At 40.3% G+C, this 24,458-nt stretch carries 16 protein-coding genes; 10 read left to right on the forward strand and 6 right to left on the reverse strand.

The genetic code is table 11. The features are described from left to right. Positions 1-38 precede the first annotated feature (38 nt). The 4 genes from guaA to rpsA all read right to left on the reverse strand — a co-directional run bounded on the left by guaA (position 39) and on the right by rpsA (position 5,335). On the reverse strand, positions 39-1,568 hold the full coding sequence (gene guaA / locus KGY70_00775; protein MBS3773697.1) for a glutamine-hydrolyzing GMP synthase: 1,530 nt from the start codon (positions 1,566-1,568) through the stop codon (positions 39-41). A gap of 112 nt (positions 1,569-1,680) precedes the next feature. Further along, entirely contained in the window at positions 1,681-2,628 is a 948-nt protein-coding gene (locus KGY70_00780) for a ribonuclease Z (protein ID MBS3773698.1), read from the reverse strand. Between the two features lie 8 nt (positions 2,629-2,636). Further along, positions 2,637-3,017, reverse strand: coding sequence for an STAS domain-containing protein (locus KGY70_00785; GenBank protein ID MBS3773699.1), 381 nt, complete (start codon positions 3,015-3,017; stop codon positions 2,637-2,639). A 23-nt stretch (positions 3,018-3,040) separates the two neighbouring features. Further along, positions 3,041-5,335, reverse strand: a complete 2,295-nt coding sequence (gene rpsA, locus KGY70_00790; protein ID MBS3773700.1) for a 30S ribosomal protein S1 — start codon at positions 5,333-5,335, stop codon at positions 3,041-3,043. Positions 5,336-5,771: 436 nt separating this feature from the next. Between rpsA and KGY70_00795 the strand changes: the two genes are divergently transcribed. Both KGY70_00795 and KGY70_00800 read left to right on the forward strand, forming a co-directional pair. Beyond that, positions 5,772-9,380 (forward strand): PAS domain S-box protein, encoded by a 3,609-nt coding sequence (locus tag KGY70_00795; protein MBS3773701.1) that lies wholly within the window; start codon positions 5,772-5,774, stop codon positions 9,378-9,380. Between the two features lie 65 nt (positions 9,381-9,445). After that, positions 9,446-10,579, forward strand: a complete 1,134-nt coding sequence (locus KGY70_00800) for a hybrid sensor histidine kinase/response regulator (GenBank protein MBS3773702.1) — start codon at positions 9,446-9,448, stop codon at positions 10,577-10,579. A gap of 4 nt (positions 10,580-10,583) precedes the next feature. Here the strand turns inward: KGY70_00800 and KGY70_00805 are convergent, their stop codons facing one another. After that, complete coding sequence (locus KGY70_00805; protein ID MBS3773703.1) at positions 10,584-11,054, reverse strand: hypothetical protein; 471 nt, start codon at positions 11,052-11,054, stop codon at positions 10,584-10,586. Positions 11,055-11,364: 310 nt separating this feature from the next. Between KGY70_00805 and clpB the strand changes: the two genes are divergently transcribed. Beyond that, complete coding sequence (gene clpB, locus KGY70_00810) at positions 11,365-13,956, forward strand: ATP-dependent chaperone ClpB (protein MBS3773704.1); 2,592 nt, start codon at positions 11,365-11,367, stop codon at positions 13,954-13,956. Between the two features lie 55 nt (positions 13,957-14,011). On the opposite strand, the gene KGY70_00815 is transcribed toward clpB, so the two are convergent. Further along, entirely contained in the window at positions 14,012-14,350 is a 339-nt protein-coding gene (locus KGY70_00815) for an STAS domain-containing protein (protein MBS3773705.1), read from the reverse strand. Between the two features lie 407 nt (positions 14,351-14,757). Here KGY70_00815 and KGY70_00820 point away from each other — a divergent pair, with 407 nt between their 5' ends. The 7 genes from KGY70_00820 to KGY70_00850 all read left to right on the forward strand — a co-directional run bounded on the left by KGY70_00820 (position 14,758) and on the right by KGY70_00850 (position 23,609). After that, positions 14,758-15,783: a tetratricopeptide repeat protein gene (locus tag KGY70_00820; GenBank protein MBS3773706.1), complete on the forward strand. Its 1,026-nt coding sequence runs from the start codon at positions 14,758-14,760 to the stop codon at positions 15,781-15,783. 26 nt (positions 15,784-15,809) lie between these two features. Beyond that, a complete protein-coding gene (locus KGY70_00825; protein MBS3773707.1) occupies positions 15,810-17,888 on the forward strand; it encodes an OmpA family protein in 2,079 nt (692 codons plus the stop codon). Positions 17,889-17,983: 95 nt separating this feature from the next. Further along, on the forward strand, positions 17,984-19,072 hold the full coding sequence (gene gcvT / locus KGY70_00830) for a glycine cleavage system aminomethyltransferase GcvT (protein ID MBS3773708.1): 1,089 nt from the start codon (positions 17,984-17,986) through the stop codon (positions 19,070-19,072). A gap of 306 nt (positions 19,073-19,378) precedes the next feature. Beyond that, entirely contained in the window at positions 19,379-20,125 is a 747-nt protein-coding gene (locus KGY70_00835) for a 2-phosphosulfolactate phosphatase (protein MBS3773709.1), read from the forward strand. A 161-nt stretch (positions 20,126-20,286) separates the two neighbouring features. After that, positions 20,287-21,360 (forward strand): 3-phosphoserine/phosphohydroxythreonine transaminase, encoded by a 1,074-nt coding sequence (gene serC, locus KGY70_00840; protein MBS3773710.1) that lies wholly within the window; start codon positions 20,287-20,289, stop codon positions 21,358-21,360. A gap of 59 nt (positions 21,361-21,419) precedes the next feature. Next, positions 21,420-22,340, forward strand: coding sequence for a 3-phosphoglycerate dehydrogenase (locus KGY70_00845; protein ID MBS3773711.1), 921 nt, complete (start codon positions 21,420-21,422; stop codon positions 22,338-22,340). A gap of 15 nt (positions 22,341-22,355) precedes the next feature. Then, positions 22,356-23,609 carry a DUF1015 domain-containing protein gene (locus tag KGY70_00850; GenBank protein ID MBS3773712.1) on the forward strand — a complete coding sequence of 418 codons (1,254 nt, stop codon included), beginning with the start codon at positions 22,356-22,358 and terminating at the stop codon, positions 23,607-23,609. Positions 23,610-24,458: the final 849 nt, after the last annotated feature.

Genomic DNA, 24,458 nt, shown 5'->3' on the forward strand with positions numbered 1-24,458 from the left:
TGTTATATAAATCTGGCAAATATAATAAAAACCAATATTTATTCCCATTCTATTGTTGAAGGGGGTTTGGAACTGATGTCGTACACTACCCGATTGATGCCTTTTACCCGGTTGATTATTTTGCTGGATATTTCTGCCAGAAATTCATAGGGTAGATGAGCCCAGTCGGCTGTCATTCCATCTGTTGAAGTAACTGCTCTTAATGCAACCACATTTTCATATGTTCTTTCATCGCCCATTACCCCAACTGATTGTATTGGGAGTAATATTGTGGCAGCCTGCCACACTTTATCATACAAATTGTGTTCCAGTAATCCGTTGATAAATATATCATCGGCTTCCTGCAGCAACTGAACTTTTTCGGGTGTGATATCACTAATGATCCGTATTCCCAGGCCGGGACCGGGGAAGGGATGCCTGTGCACCAGTTCATCTTTGACATTCAGTGTTTCACCTACTCTTCTTACTTCGTCCTTGAACAATAGCCTGAGGGGTTCAACTACTCTGAGATTCATTTTATCCGGAAGCCCTCCGACATTGTGATGCGATTTGATGGTTACAGAGGGTCCGTTTACCGATACGGATTCTATCACATCAGGATAGATGGTTCCTTGGGCAAGCCATTGGATATTTTTTATCTTTTTTGCCTCATTATCGAATACCTCTATAAAATTCCTGCCAATGATTTTCCGTTTTTCTTCCGGATCGATTACTCCTTGCAGGTCGTTATAAAATTTTTCTTTTGCATCAACTCCTTTTACGTTCAATCCCATATCCTTATAGGAATCAAGCACCTTTTTAAACTCATTTTTCCGAAGCAATCCGTTATCTACAAAGATACAAATGAGATTTGTTCCTATGGCTTTATGAAGAAGGGTAGCCGTAACAGAGGAATCTACGCCCCCCGAGAGACCCAGTAGTACTTTGTCGTTTCCCAATTGTTCTTTAAGCTGCCTGATGGTTGTTTCGGCAAAAACTTCCGGGGTCCAGTCCTGCTTGCAACCACAAATATCCACTACAAAATTTTTCAGGATCTTTTTTCCTTCCAGAGTGTGATACACTTCAGGATGGAATTGTATACCATAAGTAGGTTCCTTTTCATTCTTATAGGCTCCTACCCCGACATCTTTCGTACTGGCGGTAATTTTATAATGCTCGGGTAATTTAGCGATGGTATCCCCGTGAGACATCCATACCTGGGTATTTTGCTTTACTTCTTTCAGTAGCTCAAATTGGGGATCAATATAGCTTAGATTGGCCCTTCCGTATTCTCTTGTTTCAGAACCCAGCACTTTTCCCCCGTAGTGGTGGGCTATATACTGAGCGCCATAACAGATGCCCAGTATGGGTGCTTTTCCCTTGATTTTGTCGAGATTGACCTGAGGTGCATTTTTGTCCCGCACGGAAAAGGGACTTCCTGATAATATTATCCCTTTGACAGATTCATCCGGCTCGGGGATTTTATTGAATGGATAAATGTCACAATATACATTCAGTTCTCTTACCCGTCTTGCAATAAGTTGTGTATACTGAGACCCAAAATCCAATATAATGATACGTTCCTGCATCTGCCTCCTTTTTAGGAAGTATTTCAAATTGGTAGCAAAAATAGGGATTTCTTTATGAAATCCCTATTTTTAAATCTGAATTTTGATTTGCATTTGCATAGGTGTTTGGAGACTACCCGCTACTATGGGATCTTTTTATCCGGTAAGGTTTAATTTCATATACCATTCCGTCCTCTGCGGGAATGGTTTCCCGGAAAATTTCTTTTGCTTCGTTAATCAGGTGATCAATATTTTTATACCGTGCTGAAAAATGTCCGACAATAAGTTTCTTTGCCTGAGATTTTCTGGCTATTTCGGCAGCTTGTCCGGCGGTTGAATGCAGGGTTTTATCTGCCTCCTCCTTATGTTCTTCCTGAAAGGTGGCTTCATGATACAAAAGGTCCACATTGTTTATAACGGGTAATATCTCTTCGTTATAGGCGGTATCTGAACAGAAAGCGTAACTTCTCTGACGATAGGGTGGTTCGGTGATTTCTGTATGGGGTATTATCCTGCCGTCAGGTTTGGTGTAATCTCCGCCGTTTTTGATTTGGCGGATATTTTTAACAGAAATGTTATATTTTTCCACATAACTTTTTTTGATATTCGGCAGCCGTGGTTTTTCGGCAAAAAGAAATCCGGAGGCGGGGATTTTATGTTTTAAGGGAAAAGAATATACTTTTACGCGTTTGTCTTCAAAGATTAACTCTTTTTCATCCGGGTTGACCGGATGAAAATGAATGGTATAATTCAATGAGCCTTCAAAGTTTTTTCTGATGAAATCGATGCCTTTTTTTAAAGGCTTATGGGCATATATATGGAGATCTTTTTTACGGTCGAGCAGGTTAAAGGAGGAAATCAGACCGAACAGGCCATAGAAGTGATCGCCGTGAAGATGGCTTATGAAGATATGGTTGATTTTTCCGAATTTGATCTTATTGCGTCTGAGCTGTATTTGCGTCCCCTCTCCACAATCAATTAAAAATAACCGCTCATATACATTAAGTACATGAGCGGTTAAGTTTCTTCCAGAAGTTGGTAAAGCAGAGCTACTTCCCAATATTGTCAGTTCAAATTTCAAGTCAATGCTTATTTGTCTTCGCTTTCACCTGATTTTCTGCTTTTTTCTTCTGATTTTATGATTTCTTCTGCTTCTCCTACACTATGAGCAATGTTCAGAACCGTATCGAGCTGTGAAATGGTTATCAATCGGTCAACGGCATCATTTAAACCCGTCAGCACAAAAGTTCCGCCGGCATTTTTGCATAACCTGTTGGCAACCAAAATAGCACTTAACCCATTGGAATCACAATATTTCACTTTGCTTAGGTCAATGATAATGTTTTTTTCTCCCTTTCCTGATATGAGCACCAATTCTGATTTCAGGCTGGGAGCCACATTCGTATCAAGCTTTTCCGCTAAAACTTGAATGGATGTATAATTATCATATTTTTCTATATTAAATTCCATGGGATAAGCAATTTTTATCAGGTTTATTGCTTTTCTTCTTCATTGCCGCTTTCCTTGTCCCCTTCATCTTCTTTGCTCTCCTCTTTTTCTTCCGTGCTTTCGTTTTCTCCTTGTTTTGCTTCTACATCACTGTTTTCCTCTTCGGTTGCAGTTTGATTCTGAACATCAGTCTGCTCTTCCTGCCCGGCTGATTGCTCTTCTGAGCCGGTTTCTTCCTGCTGCCCTTCTTCTTCAGTTTTAGCTTGTGTCTCCTTTTGTTCAGAGTCGCTTACACCGGAATCCTGCTCTTGTGTTTCCTTTTCCTCTTTTTCTCCAGTTTCCTCTGTGGTGTCACTTTCTTCTTTTTGAGCTTTGGCCTTTTCCTCCCATTCTTCAGCTTTTTTCCTGGCTTCTGCTTTGCTATGAGTCTGCATCTCATCCTTCAGTGAAGCCAAATCTGATATATCTCCCAGGGTGGTCTTTTCTACATTTTTATTGACCTTTTTCATGTTCTTCCTGGTGGTCTTGGTTTGTGCCTTTTCCTTATCCCGCTTTTCGTCTTCATAAACCCTGCGGTGAGAAAGCACGATTTTCTTGCCTTCTTTGTTGAACTCAATTACTTTGAAAGAAAGCTTTTCATCTACTTTAGCAGTATTTCCGTCTTCTTTAACCAGATGTTTCGGGGCTACAAATCCTTCAACTCCATAAGGCAGAGCTACCATAGCTCCCTTGTCGAATACATCGATAACCGTTCCTTCATGAATGGACCCTTCGGTAAAGACTTGTTCAAAAGCATCCCATGGATTCTCCTCAAGCTGTTTATGTCCGAGGCTTAATCTGCGGTTGTCTTTATCAATTTCCAGTACTTTTACTTCGATTTCATCCCCTATGGATACAAATTCCGCAGGATGATTTATCTTCTTGGTCCAGGAAAGGTCTGATATATGAATTAACCCGTCAACTCCTTCTTCAAGTTCAACAAATACTCCGAAGTTGGTGAAGTTTCTAACAGTTGCTTTATGCTTACTGTCAACAGGATATTTTTCTTCAATGTTTTCCCAGGGATCGGGTTTCAATTGCTTGATACCCAGTGACATTTTTCGTTCTTCCCGGTCGAGTGTAAGAATTTGTGCTTCCACTTCATCGCCAACCTGGAGAAATTCCTGGGCACTACGCAGATGTTGTGACCAGGACATTTCGGAAACGTGGATCAGGCCTTCAACACCCGGCTGTATTTCGACAAAGGCTCCGTAATCAGCCAATACTACAACTTTCCCTTTTACCACATCGCCTACTTTGAGGTTGGGGTCCAGTGAATCCCATGGGTGTGGGGTAAGCTGCTTCAATCCAAGTGCAATGCGTTTCTTTTCATCGTCAAAGTCAAGAATTACTACATTTAGCTTCTGATCCAGTTCGACGATCTCTTCGGGATGATTCACACGTCCCCAGGAAAGGTCGGTGATGTGAATCAAGCCATCAATTCCGCCTAAGTCGATGAATACACCGTATGAAGTTATATTTTTGACGGTACCTTCCAGTACCTGTCCTTTTTCAAGTTTGGAAATGATTTCTTTCTTCTGCTGTTCAAGCTCTTCTTCAACAATAGCCTTGTGGGATACTACAACATTGCGGAATTCATGATTGATTTTTACAACCTTAAAATCCATTGTTTTTCCTACAAAAGCGTCATAGTCTCTAATAGGTTTCACATCAATCTGTGAACCGGGAAGGAAGGTTTCGATCCCGAAAACATCAACAATCATTCCGCCTTTGGTACGGCACTTGATATATCCCTGTATGATTTCATCGTTTTCGTATGCCTTATTGACATTCTCCCAAGCTTTTAACGTTCTGGCTTTTTTGTGGGAAAGTATGAGTTGTCCGTCTTTGTCTTCCTGGCTTTCAATATAAACCTCTATCGTATCTCCGGGTTTTATATCGGGTCTGTGTCTTAGTTCATTCCGGCTGACAACACCTTCTGATTTATAGCCAATGTTGACCACAACTTCTTTTTTGGTCACGGAAACAACCGTACCTTCTACCACTTCTTTTTCCTTTATGGTGGAAAGGGTTTTATCGTATAGTTCCTCATATTTTTTCTTTTCCTGAGGACCGTATTCCGATTGTTCCTTTTCGAAGTTTTCCCAGTCAAATTCTTCTTCCGTGGTTTCTGCGGGTTTATCTCCACTTCCTGCTGTTTCGATGGTGTGGTAATGGGGATTGTCCTGTTCTTCCTGCACCTCAATTTCTTTGTTTTCCAGTGCCTCGTTCTCAGCACTCTTCTGTGATTCCTGATTGTACTCTTCTTCTCTTAGATTTTTTCCTTCTTGGTCTGTCATGTAGTTTTTTCCTTAATAATTAATAAATTAGACAATATTTATTGGAATAAATTGAATTGCAAAGCTATAATTTTTATTTTATTTAAAAAATCAGTTGTTAACAAAATTTTATGAAACAATTGATAAAAATTTTCGAATAAATCAAACAGGGGTTGAACGGATAATGTTCACAATATATTATTATATTTAAGCCCTAATTTGGACAAGCCAAAACGGAAACACATTAAATTCCTTGAAAGCGTCCTGTTTGGTTTTGGCTTGTCCAAATTAGCAAGCAAAATTTATGAGGCATAATTATATAAAGGTCATGATCTTTTTCAATTATTTTTATCTTTGAAAATAGCCTCATAAATTTTGCCACAGTACCTTACCGGGTAAGTTTTGCCAAAAAAGCAAGAATTTGACCGGTAAGGTAGTAAGCCCTAATTTGATGTCAATGGCTGTTAGCTTACATAATATTATTCTAATCCACAAACAGAAATCTGCGATTGCATATCTGGGGAAATGCCTGGAGGATAAGGGGGTTGAAGTAGCCTTTGTTTCAAGGGCAGATATTAATAAAGGTAATGTCAGAGATTTATATGAGACAGGCCCCGACCTGCTTTTATTGGAGGAAACCGAGGCCGGAGAAATTGATTTTTCACATTACAACAAGCTTTCCGGATATTTTCCCAATGTCCCAATCATATCAGTTATAACCAAAGAGAAAGAGCAATATATTGAAGATTTGATTCGTGCGGGTGCTTGTGATTTTATTTATAAAGATACCCGATCTTCCGAAGTGCTGGCCCGTTTGTGTGCCAGCCTGGCTCACAAAGAGGAAAGCATTCATCTGGCGGCAGATGACCATAGCAAAAACTCATCCGATCCATATTACCAGTGGTTCTCAAAAACCTTCCAATCTCAAAAAGTATTGATGGATTCCACTTCATTAAAGCAGTATGAAGAAGAAATTAAAAAACTCTACACTGCCGTTGAGCAAAGTTCAAGCATGGTAATTATTGCTGACCCGGATGGCAGGATTTCTTTTGCCAATCAGCAATTTCAAGGTGAAACGGGTTATACCACAGAAGACTTAAATGAAACCCATGTCAATCTGTTCAATTATATTCATTCAGGCCACCAGAACATAGATGATATCTGGAGAAAATTGAGTTCCGGGGAGGATTGGGAAGGAGAAGTGCTTAATAAGAAAAAGAATGGTGAAATATACTGGGAAAGGGCTTCTGTTTCACCGGTTTTCGACCAGGCCGGGAAAATCATCCATTATATTGCCATTAAAGAAAACATAACAGAAGAGAAGGAGCTCAATGAAAAAATTCTGGAACGGAATAAATATGATCAGTTGCGGAGTGAATTCTGGAAATTTGCCTTCTTGTCAGAGAGCGAAAATGTTTTGCTTGAGTATCTGCTGAATCGATTGGGGGAGACATTAAATCTTGACCGGGTCAGTTTTTTTAAGTACCAACAGGGATCTTATCAATGTACAGAGCAATGGACCCGGGACGAGTCCGACAAACCCGGCAATATTGTTAAATTGCCTGATTGGTTAATTCCTAAAATTATTGAGCGGGATTATTATGAAATTCCTGAAAATGAACTAAAGATGCTTCAATCAGACAGTCCCCAATATTTTGGATCTGTTAGAAGCTTGCTTGTCATATCATACGGGGATATTAAAAATCCATCCGGATGCTTTTTGCTGGAAGATTTTAAGGCAAGGAAACATTGGAACTCGCAGGAAATCAAGATTGCAGGGGATTTGTCCAATATAGTGAAGTTGAAGACCGAAACCCTTGAATCAACCGAGATACTTCGGAGATCAGAAGAAAAATTCAGGATCATTACGGAAAATTCAAGGGAATTCGTAGGGGTTCACGACAATGAAGGGAGCTTTGAATATGTGTCTCCCTCAAGCAAAGAAATGCTTGGTTATGGTCAGGAAGAGCTTCTGGGAAAAAAACCGTATGATTTTATTCATCCGGAAGATATGCAACCTGTTAAAGATCATTTTTTCAGGCAGGTTACGGATGCCAATCTTGATAATAAAATTGAATATAGAGTAAAACGCAAGGACGGTCATTATATATGGTTTGAAACAATTATCCAGCCCATAAGGAATAAAGAAGGTGAGGTAGTTGAAATCCAAACCTCTTCCCGGGATATTACCGAAAGAAAACAGGTAGAACAACAGATTCGTGAAAAAGAAGAAAAATACCGGAATATTTTTGAAAGCATGTTCGATGTCTATCTTGAAGTAAATGTGGAGGATGGTGAAATACTCGAAATAAGTCCTTCTGTTGAGAGAATTTCCGGTTACTCCAGGCACGAATTGATAGGCAGGTCCATTTTTCCAATCTATGCCCATTCTGAAGAATGGCAGGAACTTATTGATACCCTTTCCAAAAAAGAAAGGGTCAGTGATTTTGAAGTAAATTTATTGAATAAGGACGGTGAAAAAGTTACATGTTCCTATTCGGTTCGGATGATAAAGGATATGAATGGTAACCCGAAAAAGATGGTTGGAACATTGAGGGACATTTCAGAACGAAAACGCGCTGAAAGACAGTTGGAAGAAGCTAAGGTAAAAGCAGAGTCGGCATCGAAAGCCAAAAGTGAATTTCTGGCCAATATGTCTCATGAAATTCGTACTCCGATGAATGCCATTCTGGGCTTTAGTGAAGTATTGATGAATAAGCTGGAGGATGAGGAAAACAGGAGCCATCTTGAGGCCATTCTGTCCAGCGGCAGGACACTCTTATCATTGATTAATGACATTCTTGATCTTTCTAAGATTGAGGCTGGCAAAATGCAAATTAATTATGAACCGGTTGAGTTACCAATATTGGTAGAAGATATCCAGCACATCTTTGAAAAGAAACTTTCGGAAAAGAACCTCAGTTTAAAAATTGATATTGACAGGAATCTGCCTCATATATTATATCTCGATGAAGTAAGAATAAGACAGATACTTTTCAATCTTGTGGGGAACGCCATCAAATTTACAGATGAGGGCTATATTAAGATTGGTGTGTATATAAAAGAAACAGAACCCGATAAGTATCAACTGAATTTGATGGTGAAAGATACGGGAGTTGGGATTCCCCGAAAGCAGCAACGATTGATCTTCAATGCATTTCACCAGCAATATGGACAGGATTCCCGAAGATATGAAGGTTCAGGATTGGGTCTCTCTATTACAAGGAAACTGGTGGAGAAAATGAATGGTCAGATTAAACTGGACAGCCGGATAGGTCAGGGGAGCAAGTTTGAGATTATCCTCCCTGATATCCAAAGGGGTCAACAGAAGGAAGCTTCTTACCGCAAGGAACCGGTTGATCATACCAGGGTAGCATTTAAACCTGCGACCATTCTTGTGGTGGATGATATACAATATAATATTGACACCATCAAGAATCTTGTTAATTCTGAAAATATTAAATTTACCGAAGCTCAGAATGCCGAGAAAGCATTGGAGATAGTGAAGATTACGCCCCCGGATCTCATATTGATGGATCTTAAATTGCCGGATATGAGCGGCTATGAAGCTACAGCCATCATTAAGTCTACAAAAAAATCGCAGACGATACCTGTTTTGGGCTTTACTGCCACGGCAATGGCAAATGATGAATCCCAGGCCAAAAGCCTTTTTGACGATTTCATCACAAAACCGGTCACCAAAAATGAATTGTTTGGAAAATTGACTAAATATTTGTCTTATAAACCCCAAAAATCAACCTCCGTAAAAGAAGAAAAGGAAGTTTCCGAACCCAGAAAGCTGACAAAAGAGGATTACAGGAAGATTTTAGAGATACTTGAGTTTGATTTGATGAATGATTGGGAAGAAATAAAGGATAACCTCGTAATCTATAAAATTGAGACTTTTCTGGATAAGTTGGAGGATCTGAGCAAAACATACCCTATGGAAGTCATAAATGACTATCAGAAGGAACTTGCAACCTATATGAATAATTTAGATATTGAGAATATGGAACGTAAGCTCAAGGAATTTCCTTCTAAGGTTGAAGAGATTAAAAATGGCTGAACAGATCATAGTTATTTAAGCCATTCTTAGAATTTTAATTTGTCATGTAAAAATATATCAGGTCTATGAATAAAGACTATCAAGACTCAAAGGAAGAATCCAAAATATTATTAATTGACGACAGTGTCCAAAACCTCAAACTGCTGGGCAACATGCTCAGAGAAAAGGATTATCAGATTGCATTGGCCAGAGATGGGAAAGAGGGGTTGCAACTGGCAAAGAAAATTTACCCTGATTTGATTTTGTTAGATATCATGATGCCTGATTTAGATGGATATGAGGTTTGTAAGCAACTTAAAGAGGATGAACAGACAAAGGATATTCCCGTCATCTTTTTAACTGCCAAGACATCCAACGAAGACCTGGTAAAGGGATTTCAGCTCGGGGGAGTGGATTATATCACCAAGCCTTTTAACAGAGAAGAATTGTTCATGAGGATAAAGACGCACCTTGATCTGAAGAAAGCTCATGATAAGATTTCTTCTCAGGCGGAAACGCTCAGGGAACTCAATGAAACCAAAGATAAGATGTTTTCAGTGATTTCTCATGATTTGCGGGCTCCATTAGGAGGGATAAAGAGCATGCTGGATTTGATTTATGAAGACAATTCCGACAAGATGGAAATTTCTCGCAAATCACTGGATTCTTTGAAGAATGCCGCCGATCAAACATATAATCTTCTTGAGAACCTTCTTTACTGGTCGAGAAGTCAGAGAGGCAGTCTTGTCAATCATCCGGAAGTAATTAATATATATGAGCTGGTTGTGGAAAATATAGAGTTGCTCAGAACCATGTCTAAAAACAAAAATATTGAGATTTTCAACAGGGTGGATGAAAACATACATGCTTATGCGGATCGCAATATGATCAAAACCGTTTTAAGGAACCTGATCATTAATGCCATTAAATTTACGGATGAAAAAGGCACCGTTTCAATATCGGGCAAAGAAAATAACGGAAAGATTGAGGTAGAAGTAGCGGATAACGGGATAGGTATACAACAAAGCAACCTGGAAAAAATTCTCAATTACAAGGAATATTACACCACTTTTGGTACCAAGCGGGAAAAAGGCAGTGGTCTCGGATTGAATTTGTGCATCGATTTTATCGAACGCAACAACGGGGAGTTATTTATAGATAGTGAATACGGCAAGGGAAGCACTTTTACCTTTACATTGCCCAGTGGAAATAACACATAATGAATTAATAACCAATTACCCACAAGATTCTTTGCTCATCAATGCATTTTTCTACTATATTGATCAGGCCTTCGTTCACCTTGATTAAGCGGTCTAGGTATTCTTTCCATTGATTTTCCCAGTTTGGGTGATGTTCATTTAATTTGTCCAGAAATTCTTTCCCTAAAAAGATTCCTTCTATATGTTCCTTGAATTCATCCAGTGTCGTGATATTTTTGAGGGTATCCAGTTTTTTTTGCAGTTCATTTCTTAAGGGCACGATTTTTCTTAGGTTGTATTTGGTAGCTCCGTAAAATTCGTACAATTGGTTGCTGTTTTCAAAACAACTGGTGAAAAGATTGAAAACATCACTTTGAATGTAGGATGATTCTGAGTCTCCCTTTATATAATGCTCGTTATCGCCTGTTGTGTTTAATTCAACAATGTTCAGATAATCTGCGTCGAATATCCCGATACGTAATTGACAATTATCCATATATAATACATTTAAACTGCACTCAAATATAATAATAATTTTTTTAAAGAAGAATACGGATTTTATCAATATAGGTATATGAATTTCCTTTTCTGCCAAACAATAAAATAAAAAGTAAGGTGCTAAATAGGATCCATTATTAGCTAAAACAACCTGTTTGTGAACTTTTCAAATTATATAATGACAAATTGACGCATAAAACCATTCAAGAGAAGCCGATTTGACATATTTATGTAAGTTTTATTTATTGGCAGGACTTTTGAGAACAAAGAAGTAAAGTGTTAAAAATTTTAAGAAGGAGGTAAACCATATGAATCTAAATAATTTCACCATAAAGTCACAGGAAACCTTGCAGAAGGCTTTCTCTGTTGCTGAAAGCTACCAGAATCAGGCAATAGAGAACGGACATCTTTTAAAATCTTTAATGAGTGAAGCAGGGGATGTGGCCAATTATTTACTGAAAAAGGTTAATGTCAATACGGAGAATCTGAATGCAGTATTGAACAGCATACTGGAATCCTATCCGAAAGTAGAGGGGGGTGGCGAACCCTATCTTTCGAATAATGCCAACAAAGCGCTGAGGCAGGCTTTGAATTATTCGCAAGATCAAGGAGATAAATTCGTCTCGGTAGAACATATATTGCTGGGAATCCTTTCCGCCGGAGATAATGTATCGCAGTTGCTTAAGGATAACGGAGTAAGCGAAAAAGAATTGAAGAAAGCGATAGAGGAGTTGCGGAAGGGATCGAAAGTAGAGAGTCAGACTGCTGAAGATCAGTTTGACGCATTGAATCGTTATGCCATCAATTTGATTGAACGGGCCAGAAACGGAAAACTTGATCCGGTAATAGGAAGGGATGATGAAATAAGAAGGGTATTACAGATCCTTACCAGAAGAACCAAGAACAATCCTGTACTCATCGGAGATGCAGGAGTGGGTAAAACAGCCATTGCAGAGGGACTTGCTCATCGCATCGTAAGTGGTGATGTGCCGGAAAATCTTAAAAGCCGGCAGATTTATGCCCTTGATATGGGCGCATTAATTGCCGGTGCAAAATATAAAGGTGAATTTGAAGAGCGGTTGAAAGCCGTTGTAAAGGAAGTAACTCAGTCCGAGGGAGAGATCGTTCTGTTCATTGACGAGATCCATACGCTTGTAGGTGCAGGTAGAGCAGAAGGCGCAATGGATGCCGCCAATATACTGAAACCTGCACTGGCACGGGGTGAATTACGGGCTATAGGGGCTACTACCCTGAACGAATATCAAAAGTACATTGAGCAGGACAAGGCGCTGGAACGAAGGTTTCAGAAAGTGATTATAGATGAGCCGGATGAAACCAGTGCCATCTCTATTCTCCGGGGTATTAAAGAGCGGTATGAAAACCATCATAAAGTCAGGATCAAGGACAATGCCTTGATTGCCGCAGTTGAGCTGTCTAAAAGATATATCACTGACAGATATCTGCCCGACAAGGCAATAGACCTGATTGATGAGGCTGCCTCCAAGCTTAGGCTGGAAATGAATTCTGTGCCCGAGAGCATAGATGATATAGAGAGAAGGATTGGCCAGCTTGAAGTGGAAAGAGAAGCCATTAAACGTGAAGGAGGTAATAAAAAATCCGAAGAGCTGGATGAACAGATTGCCAATCTTAAAGAAGAGCGCGATCGGTTACGTTCTAAATGGGAGCAGGAAAGAAGCATCATTGACCAGATCCAGAAGAATAAAGAGGCCATAGAAAACTATAACCATGAGGCCAAAATAGCTGAAAGAGAGGGCGATTACGGAAAAGTAGCTGAATTGAGATACGGAAAGATTAAGGAGGCTCAGGATCAGGTGGAGAAATTGCAGAAAGATCTGGCTGAAGTCCAGGGAGAAGATGCACTGATCAAAGAAGATGTTGAAGATGAAGATATAGCAGAAGTTGTAGCCAGATGGACCGGTATCCCTGTAAGTAAGATGATGCAAAGTGAAAGAGAGAAGCTTCTGAAGCTCGAAGATGAGCTGCACAAAAGGGTTGTGGGTCAGGATGAAGCCATACATGTGGTTTCCGATGCCGTGCGAAGAAGCCGGGCAGGTCTTCAGGATGCCAACCGGCCCATTGGTTCGTTTATTTTCCTGGGCACAACAGGTGTAGGCAAAACGGAGCTGGCACGTGCACTGGCTGAGTTTCTGTTTGACGATGAGGATATGATGACCCGCATCGACATGTCAGAGTACCAGGAGAGACATACCGTTTCGCGACTGGTCGGAGCACCACCGGGATATGTAGGATATGAAGAAGGAGGCCAGCTTACAGAGGCCGTCCGAAGAAAACCTTATTCAGTCATTCTCCTGGATGAAATTGAAAAAGCCCATGCAGACGTTTTCAATATCCTGCTGCAGGTTCTTGATGATGGTCGCCTGACGGACAATAAAGGCCGTATAGCTGATTTCAAAAATACCATCATCATCATGACTTCAAACGTAGGATCTCATCTGATACAGGAAAAAATAGACAATCTTACGGATGAGAACCGCGAGGAAATCATGGAAGAGGTAAGGCAACAGGTATTTCAAATGCTCCGTCAAACCATCAGACCGGAATTTATTAACCGGATAGATGAAATTGTTACTTTTGCTCCGTTAACGAGAGAACAAATTGAACAAATTGTAAGGCTGCAGTTTGAAAGGATCAAAAAGATGCTGGCTAAGCAACATATTGATATTGAACTTACGGATAATGCCGTAGAAGCTCTTGCCAGCAGAGGCTACGATCCACATTATGGCGCGCGACCGGTGCGAAGGGTTATACAGAAAGCCGTAGTGAATGAATTGTCGAAAGAGATCCTGGCCGGCAATATCAACAAAGACAAAAAAGTAACCGTTGATTATGATGGAGAGAACATCACATTTTCCAACTAAGGATCTTATATAGAAAAGCCGTTCCGGTCTTCGGAACGGCTTTTTTAATGATCTTCTATTGGAAGCTTTGAACACACTCTTCTACACTGTCGTAAATCTCAAAAACATTATGGAGTTGCAGCAGCTTTACAAGTTCCATAACGTCCGGTGAGACGTTGCAAATTTTAAAAGTGCTGTTGTTGTTTTTGGCATTTCGGAGAATGGACAGCAAAGCACCAAATCCGCTACTGTCAACATATTCAATGCCTTCCATGTTGAGCACCAGGTTTTTTCCGCTGGAATTAAGGTATTGTGCCATTTCTTCCTTTAAGGTCTGAGCAACCAATATGTTGAGTTTGCTCACGTTTTCAAAGGAAAGGATTTCAACTCCGTTTCTTTTTTCACTTTTTAACATAGATCAGAATTTTGGAAGTTAATAATTTTTAAGTGTATTTTTGTTTGCATATATTTTGCCTTGGCCATTATTTCATTACAAATATATTAATAAATTTAATACAATTGTGTTAAAAATTAAAATCTTTAGCCTGCATTATTCAAAAACGAATCCCGCTGAAAAAGCGGGATTCGTTTTTGAATGCGGGATGGTTTGCGGGATGGATGGAGGCAACCCCGCATTAGAAAAACCGGCTTTTTGCGAACTTTATTGAAGCCAAAAGCCAGGTTTTTCAATAGCGTCAGAATTATTCAAGAATAATTCGGGTTAAAGAAAGAAAATTTTTTTTTAACCCGAATTTGATACTGGATTTTTGAATATTTAAAATTATTGCTACATTAGACTGCTAAAGAAATAAAGTTACCGGAATGAAGAATCTGATTATTTTATTAATTACCAGCGTTTTATTCGTACATCTTTCGTATGCACAATCTATAAATAATGAAACGAAAGCACAATTTAACAGGGCTGTAGATTTTATTAACCGGAATGACACAGGAAAAGCCATTCTTGTTCTTGATTCTGTAATACAGAACGCCCCTCATTTTGGGAAAGCTTACCTGGAACGGGGGAAACTTTTGTTTATGGTGGACAGCATCGAAAAGGCCCGCCAGGATTTTACCCGGGCGCTTTTTATTAATGATGAAATGGGAGCAGCAAATTTTTACCTGGGATACATCAATTATAAACACAACAGACCAGATTCGGCCATACGGGAGTTAACCATTGCTCTTGAAAAAAAATACAGAAATCCCGAAGTATATTATATAAGGGGGCTGGCCAATTACGATCTTGGAGTTTATAACAATGCCATCAGCAATTTCAACAATGCAATAGATTCCGATTATGATTTTGCTTATGCTTATAATGACCGGGGAAGTGCAAAAATGCATATCGGCGATTTTCAAGGAGCTATACAGGATTTTAAGCAAGCCGTTTCATATAATACCCAATTGGCCCTTGCTTATAATAATTTGGGTAATGCTCAGATTCAGGCCTCTGATTATACAAATGCCATTGAAAGTTTTTCCGGGGCAATCGATATGGATCCCAATTATTATAAAGCCTATATAAACAGAGGAAGGGTTAAAGCCATCCGGGAGAATTATGAAGGTGCCATTAGTGATCTGAAAAAGGCGATAAAAATACATCCTGGAGATGCAAAGGCCTATAATAATCTGGGCATAGTATATTTGAAGAAAACGGAATTTCAAAAGGCCATTCAACAGTTTAATAAGGCAATTGAGGAAAATGATTCACTCGGTGAAGCTTATCTGAACAGGGGAATGGCCAGAGAAAACCTTGGTGATTTTGATCAGGCCTGCACAGATTGGCAGATGGCCAGGGAACTGGGGCTGGAAAAAGCCGATAAATATCTGGAAGACTGTAAATAATTGATGGTTTAATGAATTACATTTTTATGAAAAAAACGGGTATATTGCTTTTGTCTTTTGTGATTTTTTCCCATTTTATCTCTGTTCATGTTTATGCACAGCAGGACATAAGAATCAAAAGGAGAGCATTCAAAATTGAAGAAAAAGAAGGTTTCCGCTCTGCCTGGCAAAGCAGGAGAACAGGAGATAATTACTACGATGAAGGCAGAGGTCATTATGAAGAAGCGCTGGATGAATTTTTAAAGGCTTATGAATACAACTCCGATAATGCTGCCTTGAACTACAAGATCGGGGTTTGTCATTTTATGCTGCGGAATAATGAAAAAGCGATACAGTTCTTTAATGAAGCACTGGCTGAAGATGAAGAAGTAGCCAGTGATATATTTTATTTATTGGCCAGGGCCTATCATTATAATTATGATTTTCAGGATGCCATCCGGAATTATCAGCGTTGCCTTGATTCGGATATAATTGATGATTTGGATCAGGAACGAAGTCAGATCAATGTATACATTCGTCAGTGCAACAATGCCAAAGACCTGGTGAAAGAACCGGTACGGGTAAATATCGACAATATGGGCGAGTCGATCAATTCACCCTATGATGATTATGGACCTGTTTTTCTGGGCGATTCCGTGCTTTATTTTACCTCAAGGCGCAAGCATGAAAAGAACAATGACAGGTGGCCGGGCGATAGCAAATATTACAGTAATATTTTTCGTTCGGACCGGCAGAATGAGCAATGGCAGGAGGCTGAGCTGGTTTCGGGCGATATCCTCTCCCGGCACAACAATGCCATAGTGGAAGTTACTTCTGATCCAAAAAGGATCTATGTTTACAGGGGGCATAAAGACAAAGGAGATATTTATTATTATGAGCACAATGGAAGAAGGTGGAGGGGCCCTAAAAATTTTTCCCGTTTGGTGAATACCAATGCTAAGGAAAGTTCGATGTGCATGACAAATGATGGCAATACCGTCTATTTTGTTTCTGAATTGGATGAGAATAATTTGGGAAAGAAAGATATATTCTATAGTGAAAAGAATGAGAACGGGAAATGGAGTTATCCCGTTAATTTAGGTTCAACCATTAATACTTCCCTTAATGAAGAGGGGGTTTTTGTCAACAGCACAAATGACAAGCTCTATTTTAGTTCTGAGGGACATAACTCCATGGGAGGTTATGATATTTTTGTGGCTGAGAGAGATGCCTCGGGTGACTGGCAGGAACCCGAAAATATTGGTTATCCTGTCAATACACCTTATGATGATGTGTTGTTCAGAACGATTGAAGGCGAGGACAACAAAGGATATTATGCTACGGTGAGAGAAGAAGGTTTGGGAGGTAAAGATCTGTATGAGATTATATTTCTGGGAGAAGAGCGGGAATATGAGGCTTCTGTAGCCATCGATTTTATAGCCTGGAAAGAAAAGCCAGACAAGGAGCTTTTATACCGAACCCCTGAGAAGCTGGCGATCGATACCACCATTTATCTCTCCGGTCGTATTATGGATACTGTCTCTGATCAGGGCATTCAAGCAAAGCTGGAGGTTATTGATAACCAGAAAAACCAAATTGTGGCCACCCATCTTTCGGATACCAACGGAAGATATTACATCAGCCTTCCTGAACAAAAAAGATATGGAATCGATATATCTGCAGAAGACTACCTCTTCTTTGCCCGCACTTTAAATTTTAACGAATTGGAAATGGTGAACGATACGATATATAAAGATTTTGTATTGGATAAAGTGGAAGTAGGCAAGAAAGTAGTGTTGGACAACATTTATTTTGAAACCAATAGTGCAAAATTAAAATCCTCTTCATACCCTGAGCTGGAAAGAGTGGTTAAATTGATGAAGGATAACCCGGGCATTAAACTGGAAATTTCCGGCCATACAGACAATGTGGGTTCCTATCTGGCAAATAAAAAATTGTCTGAAAACAGAGCAGAGAGCGTGGTGGATTATTTGGTGGAACAGGGTATAGATCAGTCTAGACTTTCCTATGAAGGCTACTCTTTCACACAGCCTGTGGCGCCCAATGATACTCCCGAAGGGAGACAAAAGAACAGAAGGGTGGAGTTTGAAGTAATGGAGAAATAAAAACAGAAAAAGCCTTTGTTTGTTGTATATAAAAAATTCAATTGAAATTTTTTAGTTTTGTTTCCGGAACTAAATAACCAATATTTCTGATGATCATGAAAAATACGCCCCTTATAGAAAAACATAAAAAACTGGATGCCAGAATTGTGGAATTTGCAGGATTTAATATGCCTGTTGAATATTCGGGTATCAATGATGAGCATATAACGGTTCGCGAGAAAGTCGGGATTTTTGATGTTTCCCATATGGGAGAGTTCTGGATAATCGGACCTCAGGCTTATGATCTGATACAAAAAGTATCAGCTAATGATGCAGCGAAATTGAAACCGGGGAAAGCACAATACAGTTGTTTGCCCAATGGCAAGGGGGGACTGGTTGATGATTTTCTTATTTATCAATATGATGAACAGCAATATATGGTGGTGGTGAACGCAGCCAATATAAAAAAAGACTGGGATTGGTGGCAGAAGCAGAATACTATGAACGCCACCCTGGAAGATGCTTCCGATAAAATGGCCCTGCTTGCCGTCCAGGGACCCAAAGCTCTGCCAACCCTTGAAAAGTTAACGGATGAGCCCCTGGCTGAAATGAAACCTTTTCGTTTTAAAGTAGGCAAACTGGCAGGTGTGGATGATGTGATCATTTCAGCGACAGGATATACGGGAGAACATGGTTTTGAACTTTATACCTACAATGAGCATGTGGAGAAAATGTGGGAGGCTATTTTGGAGGCAGGCAAAGAATTCGGCATCAAGCCTGTTGGCTTGGGTGCCCGTGACACGCTGAGGCTGGAAGCCGGCCTTTGTTTGTATGGGAATGATATCGATGAAAACACTTCACCTATAGAAGCAGGACTTGACTGGGTTGTTAAATTTAAAGATTATAAGGATTTTATTGATAAAGATTATTTGTGGAAGCAAAAGCAGGAGGGCGTGAACAAAAAGCTGGTTGGGTTTATCCTGAAAGAAAAAGGTATACCACGGCAGCATTATGAAATCCTGAATCATGAAAACGAAACCATTGGAGAGGTTACTTCCGGTACCATGTCGCCTATGCTTAGGAAAGGAATCGGTATGGGATATGTTCCGCCTGCCTATACGGAGTCCGGAACAGAGGTTTTCATCAAAGTGAGAAATAAAAAGCTTGCGGCGGAAGTGACGAGTGTGCCTATTTTTAAAAAATAAAAAGAATCAGTAAGCACGGAACTGATTTGTAAACTTTTAAATTAACTGCCTGATAAATTCTAAATTCTAAATGCTAAACAATATCAAATGACCAAAAAAAAGAAATTTCAAAAAGAACAGATTTCCAATTCTGAGGAGGTACAGTATAAAAGAAAAAACCTTTTTAGAACAGACCCAATTATATTATAATATTTAAATTTGTTTTGGTATCTGGAAGCTACCGCTTTGAATATTAGAATTTAGAGTTTAGAATTTAGGATTTAGAGTTTAGAATTTAGAGTTTAAGGAAAAAAAAGAAAGCGCCTGATGGAAAGTCTTCAAAGCAAACTGGAAGTGGTCTTTTCGCCTGATTTGTTTAAGTATTATGAAAATCCCCGGGCCAATGTGGTAATAGTTGATATATTACGGGCCACTTCTGCCATTTGTACAGCTTTTCAGAATGGTGTATCTCAAATTATTCCTGTTCCCACAAGGGAAGAAGCCAGAAAATATAAGCAAAAGGGATATCTGGTTGCGGCCGAACGAGATGGACGTGTACTTGATTTTGCCGATTTTGGCAATTCCCCTTTTAACTTTACGTCCGAACGGATCGGAGGTAAAAATGTAGTGTACAGCACCACCAATGGCACAAAAGCCATACATAGTGCGCGTCATAACAATATGGTGGTTATTGCCTCCTTCCTGAATCTTTCAGCCGTGGCCGAATTGCTGATTGAACAGCAAAATGATGTGCTCATTCTTTGTGCCGGCTGGAAAGGAAAGTTTAGTCTGGAAGATACGGTATTTAGCGGAGCACTGGCTGAAAAACTGCTCAATTCGGGCAAATTCCAAACCATCTGCGATTCTGTTACAGCTTCACTTGACCTTTGGAATCTCGCTAAAGTCGATATCATGAAATATATAGACAAAGTTGCACAGCGTGAGAGATTGAGGAAATTAGGGCTGGATGATGTCCTGGAACATTGCCATACTGCCGACTCAACAAATCAAATCCCTGTTTTCCACAACGGGGTGATTGAAGAATACCGAAAATCCGTCAGCATTTCAAAATGACATTCGTGTTTTATTAGATATCTGCAATAAATAGAAGCATTTGCAGAAACAGACCCCAGATTATTTTTGTTAATCATTGGAATGTATGTTAAATTTATATACCTTTGAAGTCCATTTAGGTATATGCCTGAATTTTATATAATTTAAAAATTTTTTCAACTATGAAAAAACACAACTTTTACGCAGGACCATCTATTATGCCTGATCACACTGTTGAGAAAACAGCCGAGGCAGTAAAGGATCTTGACGGAATTGGACTGTCGGTGATGGAAATATCACACAGGAGTAAGGAATTTGATGGAATTATTAAGGAAGCCCAGCAATTGTTCAAAGAATTGTTGGATATTCCTGATGGTTACCATGTATTGTTTTTGGGTGGGGGAGCCAGCACTCAGTTTTTAATGGTCCCCTATAATCTGTTTAACAAGAAAGCCGCTTACCTCAATACGGGTAACTGGGCCAAGAAAGCCATTAAGGAAGGGAAATTCTTTGGTGAGGTTGATGTAGTCGCCTCTTCTGAAGATAAAAATTTTGCATACATCCCCAGGGATTATAATGTACCGGATGATGCAGATTATTTTCATATCACTTCCAACAATACCATTTACGGAACAGAAATTAAGGAAGATCTTGATGTGAACGTACCACTTGTAGCGGATATGTCTTCGGATATTTTCAGCAGGCCGATAGATGTATCGAAATACGCGGTCATTTATGGAGGCGCCCAGAAGAACCTGGCACCTGCGGGTGTAACGTTTGTCATTGTTAAAGAAGACGTTTTGGGTAATGCAGGTCATGATATTCCTACAATTATGGATTATAAGACCCACATTGACAAAGAATCATTATTCAATACGCCTCCTGTACTCCCGGTTTATTCAGCCCTTCAAACGCTCAAGTGGCTTAAAGGCAAGGGAGGAGTTGAAGGCATGAATAGAATAAACAACGAGAAAGCCCAAAAACTCTACGACGAGATTGAAAGAAATAAACTGTTCAAGCCTACAGTGGAAAAAGAAGAAGATCGTTCCATTATGAATGTAACATTCGTTATGAACGAGAATTATGCAGATCTTGAGAAAGAATTCCTGGAGTTTGCTACCGACAAAGACATGATTGGCATTAAAGGCCATCGTTCGGTAGGAGGATTCCGTGCTTCTATCTATAATGCATTACCCAAGGAGAGCGTAGATGCTTTAATTGATGTAATGAAGGAATTTGAAAAGAAGAAAGCATAATATTGTAGAATTCAGGTGGGCAGGAAACATTTCTTGCCCACTTTTAAAAACATAAAATCATGAAAAAATTATTAGTGGCTACAGAAAAACCATTCCACCCCAATGCAGTGGAAGGTATAAAGGATATTTGCTCAAAAGCAGGATATGATTTTCAACTGCTTGAAAAGTACAGTGATAAATCAGAATTGATTGAAGCCGTTAAAGATGCACACGCTTTGATCGTCAGAAGTGATAAGGTAACCAAAGAGGTTATTGACGCCGGGGAAAATCTTGAGATCATTGTGCGCGGCGGTGCAGGATATGATAATGTTGACCTGGATGCAGCCAGCGCCAAAAATATCGTAGTAATGAATACACCCGGTCAAAATTCCAATGCTGTTGCTGAACTGGCAATGGGCATGATGGTGTACCATGCACGGAATCATTTTAATGGAAAAGCCGGGACAGAACTAAGAAATAAAACCCTCGGAATTCAAGCTTTTGGCAATGTAGGCCAGTTTATTGCCGAAATAGCCAAAGGATTTAACATGGATGTTTATGCTTATGATCCATTCATTGACGATTCCGAGATTAAGAAGCATGATGTAAAACCTCTTGGTTCTGCAGAAGCGCTTTACAAGACATGTCAGTATGTTTCACTTAACATCCCGGCCAATGACAAAACCAAAAAATCCATTGGCTATGATCTGATGAAGCTGATGCCGGCCAATGCAGTGCTTGTGAATACGGCAAGAAAAGAGATCATCGATGAAGACGGCCTGCTGAAGATCATGGAAGCGCGCGATGATTTCCATTACATTTCTGATATTGCGCCCGATTGCAAGGATACCTTCGAAGAAAAATATGAAGGCAGATTTTTCTTTACACCGAAAAAAATGGGTGCACAAACGGCTGAAGCCAATATTAATGCAGGTATTGCAGCAGCCAATCAGATTAAAGACTTTTATGAAAAAGGCGATAAAACATTTCAGGTTAACTAAAAAGCAAAACACGATATGGCAATTGTAAAACCATTCAGGGGACTACGTCCACCTAAAGATATTGTAGAAGAGGTGGCATGTTTGCCCTATGACGTGATGAATACCGAAGAAGCACGTGACATGGCAAAAGGGAAAGAAAAATCCCTCCTGCACATCACACGTGCGGAAATTGACCTGCCGGAGGGTACGGATATTCACTCTCAGGAGGTATATGACCGCTCCAGGGAAAACTTCAAAAAATTCCGGGAAAAAGGATGGTTACAGCAGGAAGAGCAACCCAAATTCTATATTTATGCTCAAACCATGGGCAATAATACACAGTATGGAATTGTGGGTGCTGCCGCTGTGGACGATTACCTCAACGGGATTATCAAGAAGCACGAATTAACCCGTCCTGATAAGGAAGAAGACCGGATGAAGATCATCCGTGTCAATAACGCTGACCTGGAGCCGGTTTTCTTTACCTTTCCCGCAGTGAGGGAAATTGATGAGGTGATCAATCAGGTGGTTAACAATCAGGAACCGGAATACGATTTTGTGGCCGATGATGGTTTTGGACATCACTTTTGGGTAATTGAAGATGATGAGACCAATCGGAAAATAGAACAATTGTTTGACGAGAAGGTTCCTTATACCTATGTGGCCGACGGCCATCATCGTACTGCCGCCGCCGCCCTGGTAGGTAATGAAAAGCGTGAGAACAATCCCAACCATACCGGTGATGAGGCTTATAATTATTTTATGGCGGTTCATTTTCCGGACAATCAGCTTCAGATTCTCGATTACAACCGGGTTATCAAAGATCTGAACGATCTAACTCCGGAACAATTCATCGAGCGTCTGAAGGAAAGCTTTGAGATTGAGGAAAAAGGCAGCGAGCCTTACCGGCCGCAGAAACTGCATGAGTTTTCCATGTATCTTGAAGGGAAATGGTATAAGCTGAAAGCCCGTGAAGGAACCTATGACGACAGCGATCCCATAGGAGGGCTGGATGTTACCATCCTGACCAGGGAGGTGCTGCAGCCGATACTGAACATTCAGGATATGAGAACCTCTGACCGGATTGATTTTGTCGGAGGCATCCGTGGCCTGAAAGAGCTTAAACGCAGGGTTGACAGTGGAGAGATGAAGGTGGCATTCGCCTTACATCCTGTTTCATTGAAACAGCTTATGGATATTGCCGACACCGGCAACATCATGCCTCCCAAAACCACCTGGTTTGAACCCAAACTAAGGAGCGGGCTGGTATTGTATAAATTTGAAGATTAGATTTTTTCTTTTCGAAGTACAAGTAGTGAAAGCACGTCGCTTTAAGAAAGGCGGCGTGTTTTTATTTTATCCGGCGGCTGCCGGATTCTGGCTTAATACAGGGGATCAGGTCATTCAGTAATTGTACGGATTTTTTTGATTCAGCTACCTCGGAATTTGCGTAGCCTCGGTACCATCTTCTACAAAATACGGATGGCCACGAATGCACGAATTCTATTTTATGCACTCCTGGTTTTTATTATCGTCCATTGGTGTCATCCGGCGGCTGCCGGATTTTGAAGTGTAGGGTGCTTACATAACCCGTCCGGCAGCTGCCGGACGGGCCTACAAAGATGTCATCCGGCGGCTGCCGGATTTCGGTTTAAAAAGATGCTCATAATATTGTTGCATACGGGTTAAAACCTAGATTATAATCATAAAATCTTTTATACCTATTCCGCCCTCGTAGAGGGCCAATAGCGATAGCCTCTGGCTCCCACCTCGATTTTGGGGCGCCTCGTTAGAGTGCGCGATAAAAATTTCCGTGTCTGCCTTCCGGAGATTGTTTTGAACGCTTAGAATCACCTGCGAAAAAATCATTCTGCCTTCCGGGTGGTTTTGTAAACCGGAATCATGCTCCGCAAATCTGGGATGTTTCTGCTTTGTGTCCAATAAACCTATCGCGCGCTCTACGAGGCGCCCAAGCCGCTGGGGTTCGGTGTTTCTATCGCTGTTTGCCCCTTATCGGGGCAAGAGGCCGCGGCCTTTAAAACACCTGAATTGAATGCACCGATATGGTTGGGAAATAAAGCCATGTCATCCCTGAAGGGATTCGGAACGGTATGCCACCCTTAAAATCCCGACCGGCAG

It is taken from the genome of Bacteroidales bacterium (assembly GCA_018334875.1).
In the GTDB taxonomy this organism is placed as follows: Bacteria; Bacteroidota; Bacteroidia; order Bacteroidales; family UBA12077; genus JAGXLC01.

Excerpts from the sequence above, each read along its gene's own strand:
- KGY70_00835 (MBS3773709.1), top strand. The coding sequence starts at position 19,379 with ATGGAAAGTCTTCAAAGCAAACTGGAAGTGGTCTTTTCGCCTGATTTG.
- KGY70_00825 (MBS3773707.1), top strand. The coding sequence starts at position 15,810 with ATGAAAAAAACGGGTATATTGCTTTTGTCTTTTGTGATTTTTTCCCAT.
- serC (MBS3773710.1), top strand. The coding sequence starts at position 20,287 with ATGAAAAAACACAACTTTTACGCAGGACCATCTATTATGCCTGATCAC.
- KGY70_00805 (MBS3773703.1), bottom strand. The coding sequence starts at position 11,054 with ATGGATAATTGTCAATTACGTATCGGGATATTCGACGCAGATTATCTG.
- KGY70_00815 (MBS3773705.1), bottom strand. The coding sequence starts at position 14,350 with ATGTTAAAAAGTGAAAAAAGAAACGGAGTTGAAATCCTTTCCTTTGAA.
- KGY70_00820 (MBS3773706.1), top strand. The coding sequence starts at position 14,758 with ATGAAGAATCTGATTATTTTATTAATTACCAGCGTTTTATTCGTACAT.
- gcvT (MBS3773708.1), top strand. The coding sequence starts at position 17,984 with ATGAAAAATACGCCCCTTATAGAAAAACATAAAAAACTGGATGCCAGA.
- guaA (MBS3773697.1), bottom strand. The coding sequence starts at position 1,568 with ATGCAGGAACGTATCATTATATTGGATTTTGGGTCTCAGTATACACAA.
- KGY70_00785 (MBS3773699.1), bottom strand. The coding sequence starts at position 3,017 with ATGGAATTTAATATAGAAAAATATGATAATTATACATCCATTCAAGTT.
- KGY70_00845 (MBS3773711.1), top strand. The coding sequence starts at position 21,420 with ATGAAAAAATTATTAGTGGCTACAGAAAAACCATTCCACCCCAATGCA.
- KGY70_00800 (MBS3773702.1), top strand. The coding sequence starts at position 9,446 with ATGAATAAAGACTATCAAGACTCAAAGGAAGAATCCAAAATATTATTA.
- rpsA (MBS3773700.1), bottom strand. The coding sequence starts at position 5,335 with ATGACAGACCAAGAAGGAAAAAATCTAAGAGAAGAAGAGTACAATCAG.
- KGY70_00795 (MBS3773701.1), top strand. The coding sequence starts at position 5,772 with ATGGCTGTTAGCTTACATAATATTATTCTAATCCACAAACAGAAATCT.
- KGY70_00850 (MBS3773712.1), top strand. The coding sequence starts at position 22,356 with ATGGCAATTGTAAAACCATTCAGGGGACTACGTCCACCTAAAGATATT.
- clpB (MBS3773704.1), top strand. The coding sequence starts at position 11,365 with ATGAATCTAAATAATTTCACCATAAAGTCACAGGAAACCTTGCAGAAG.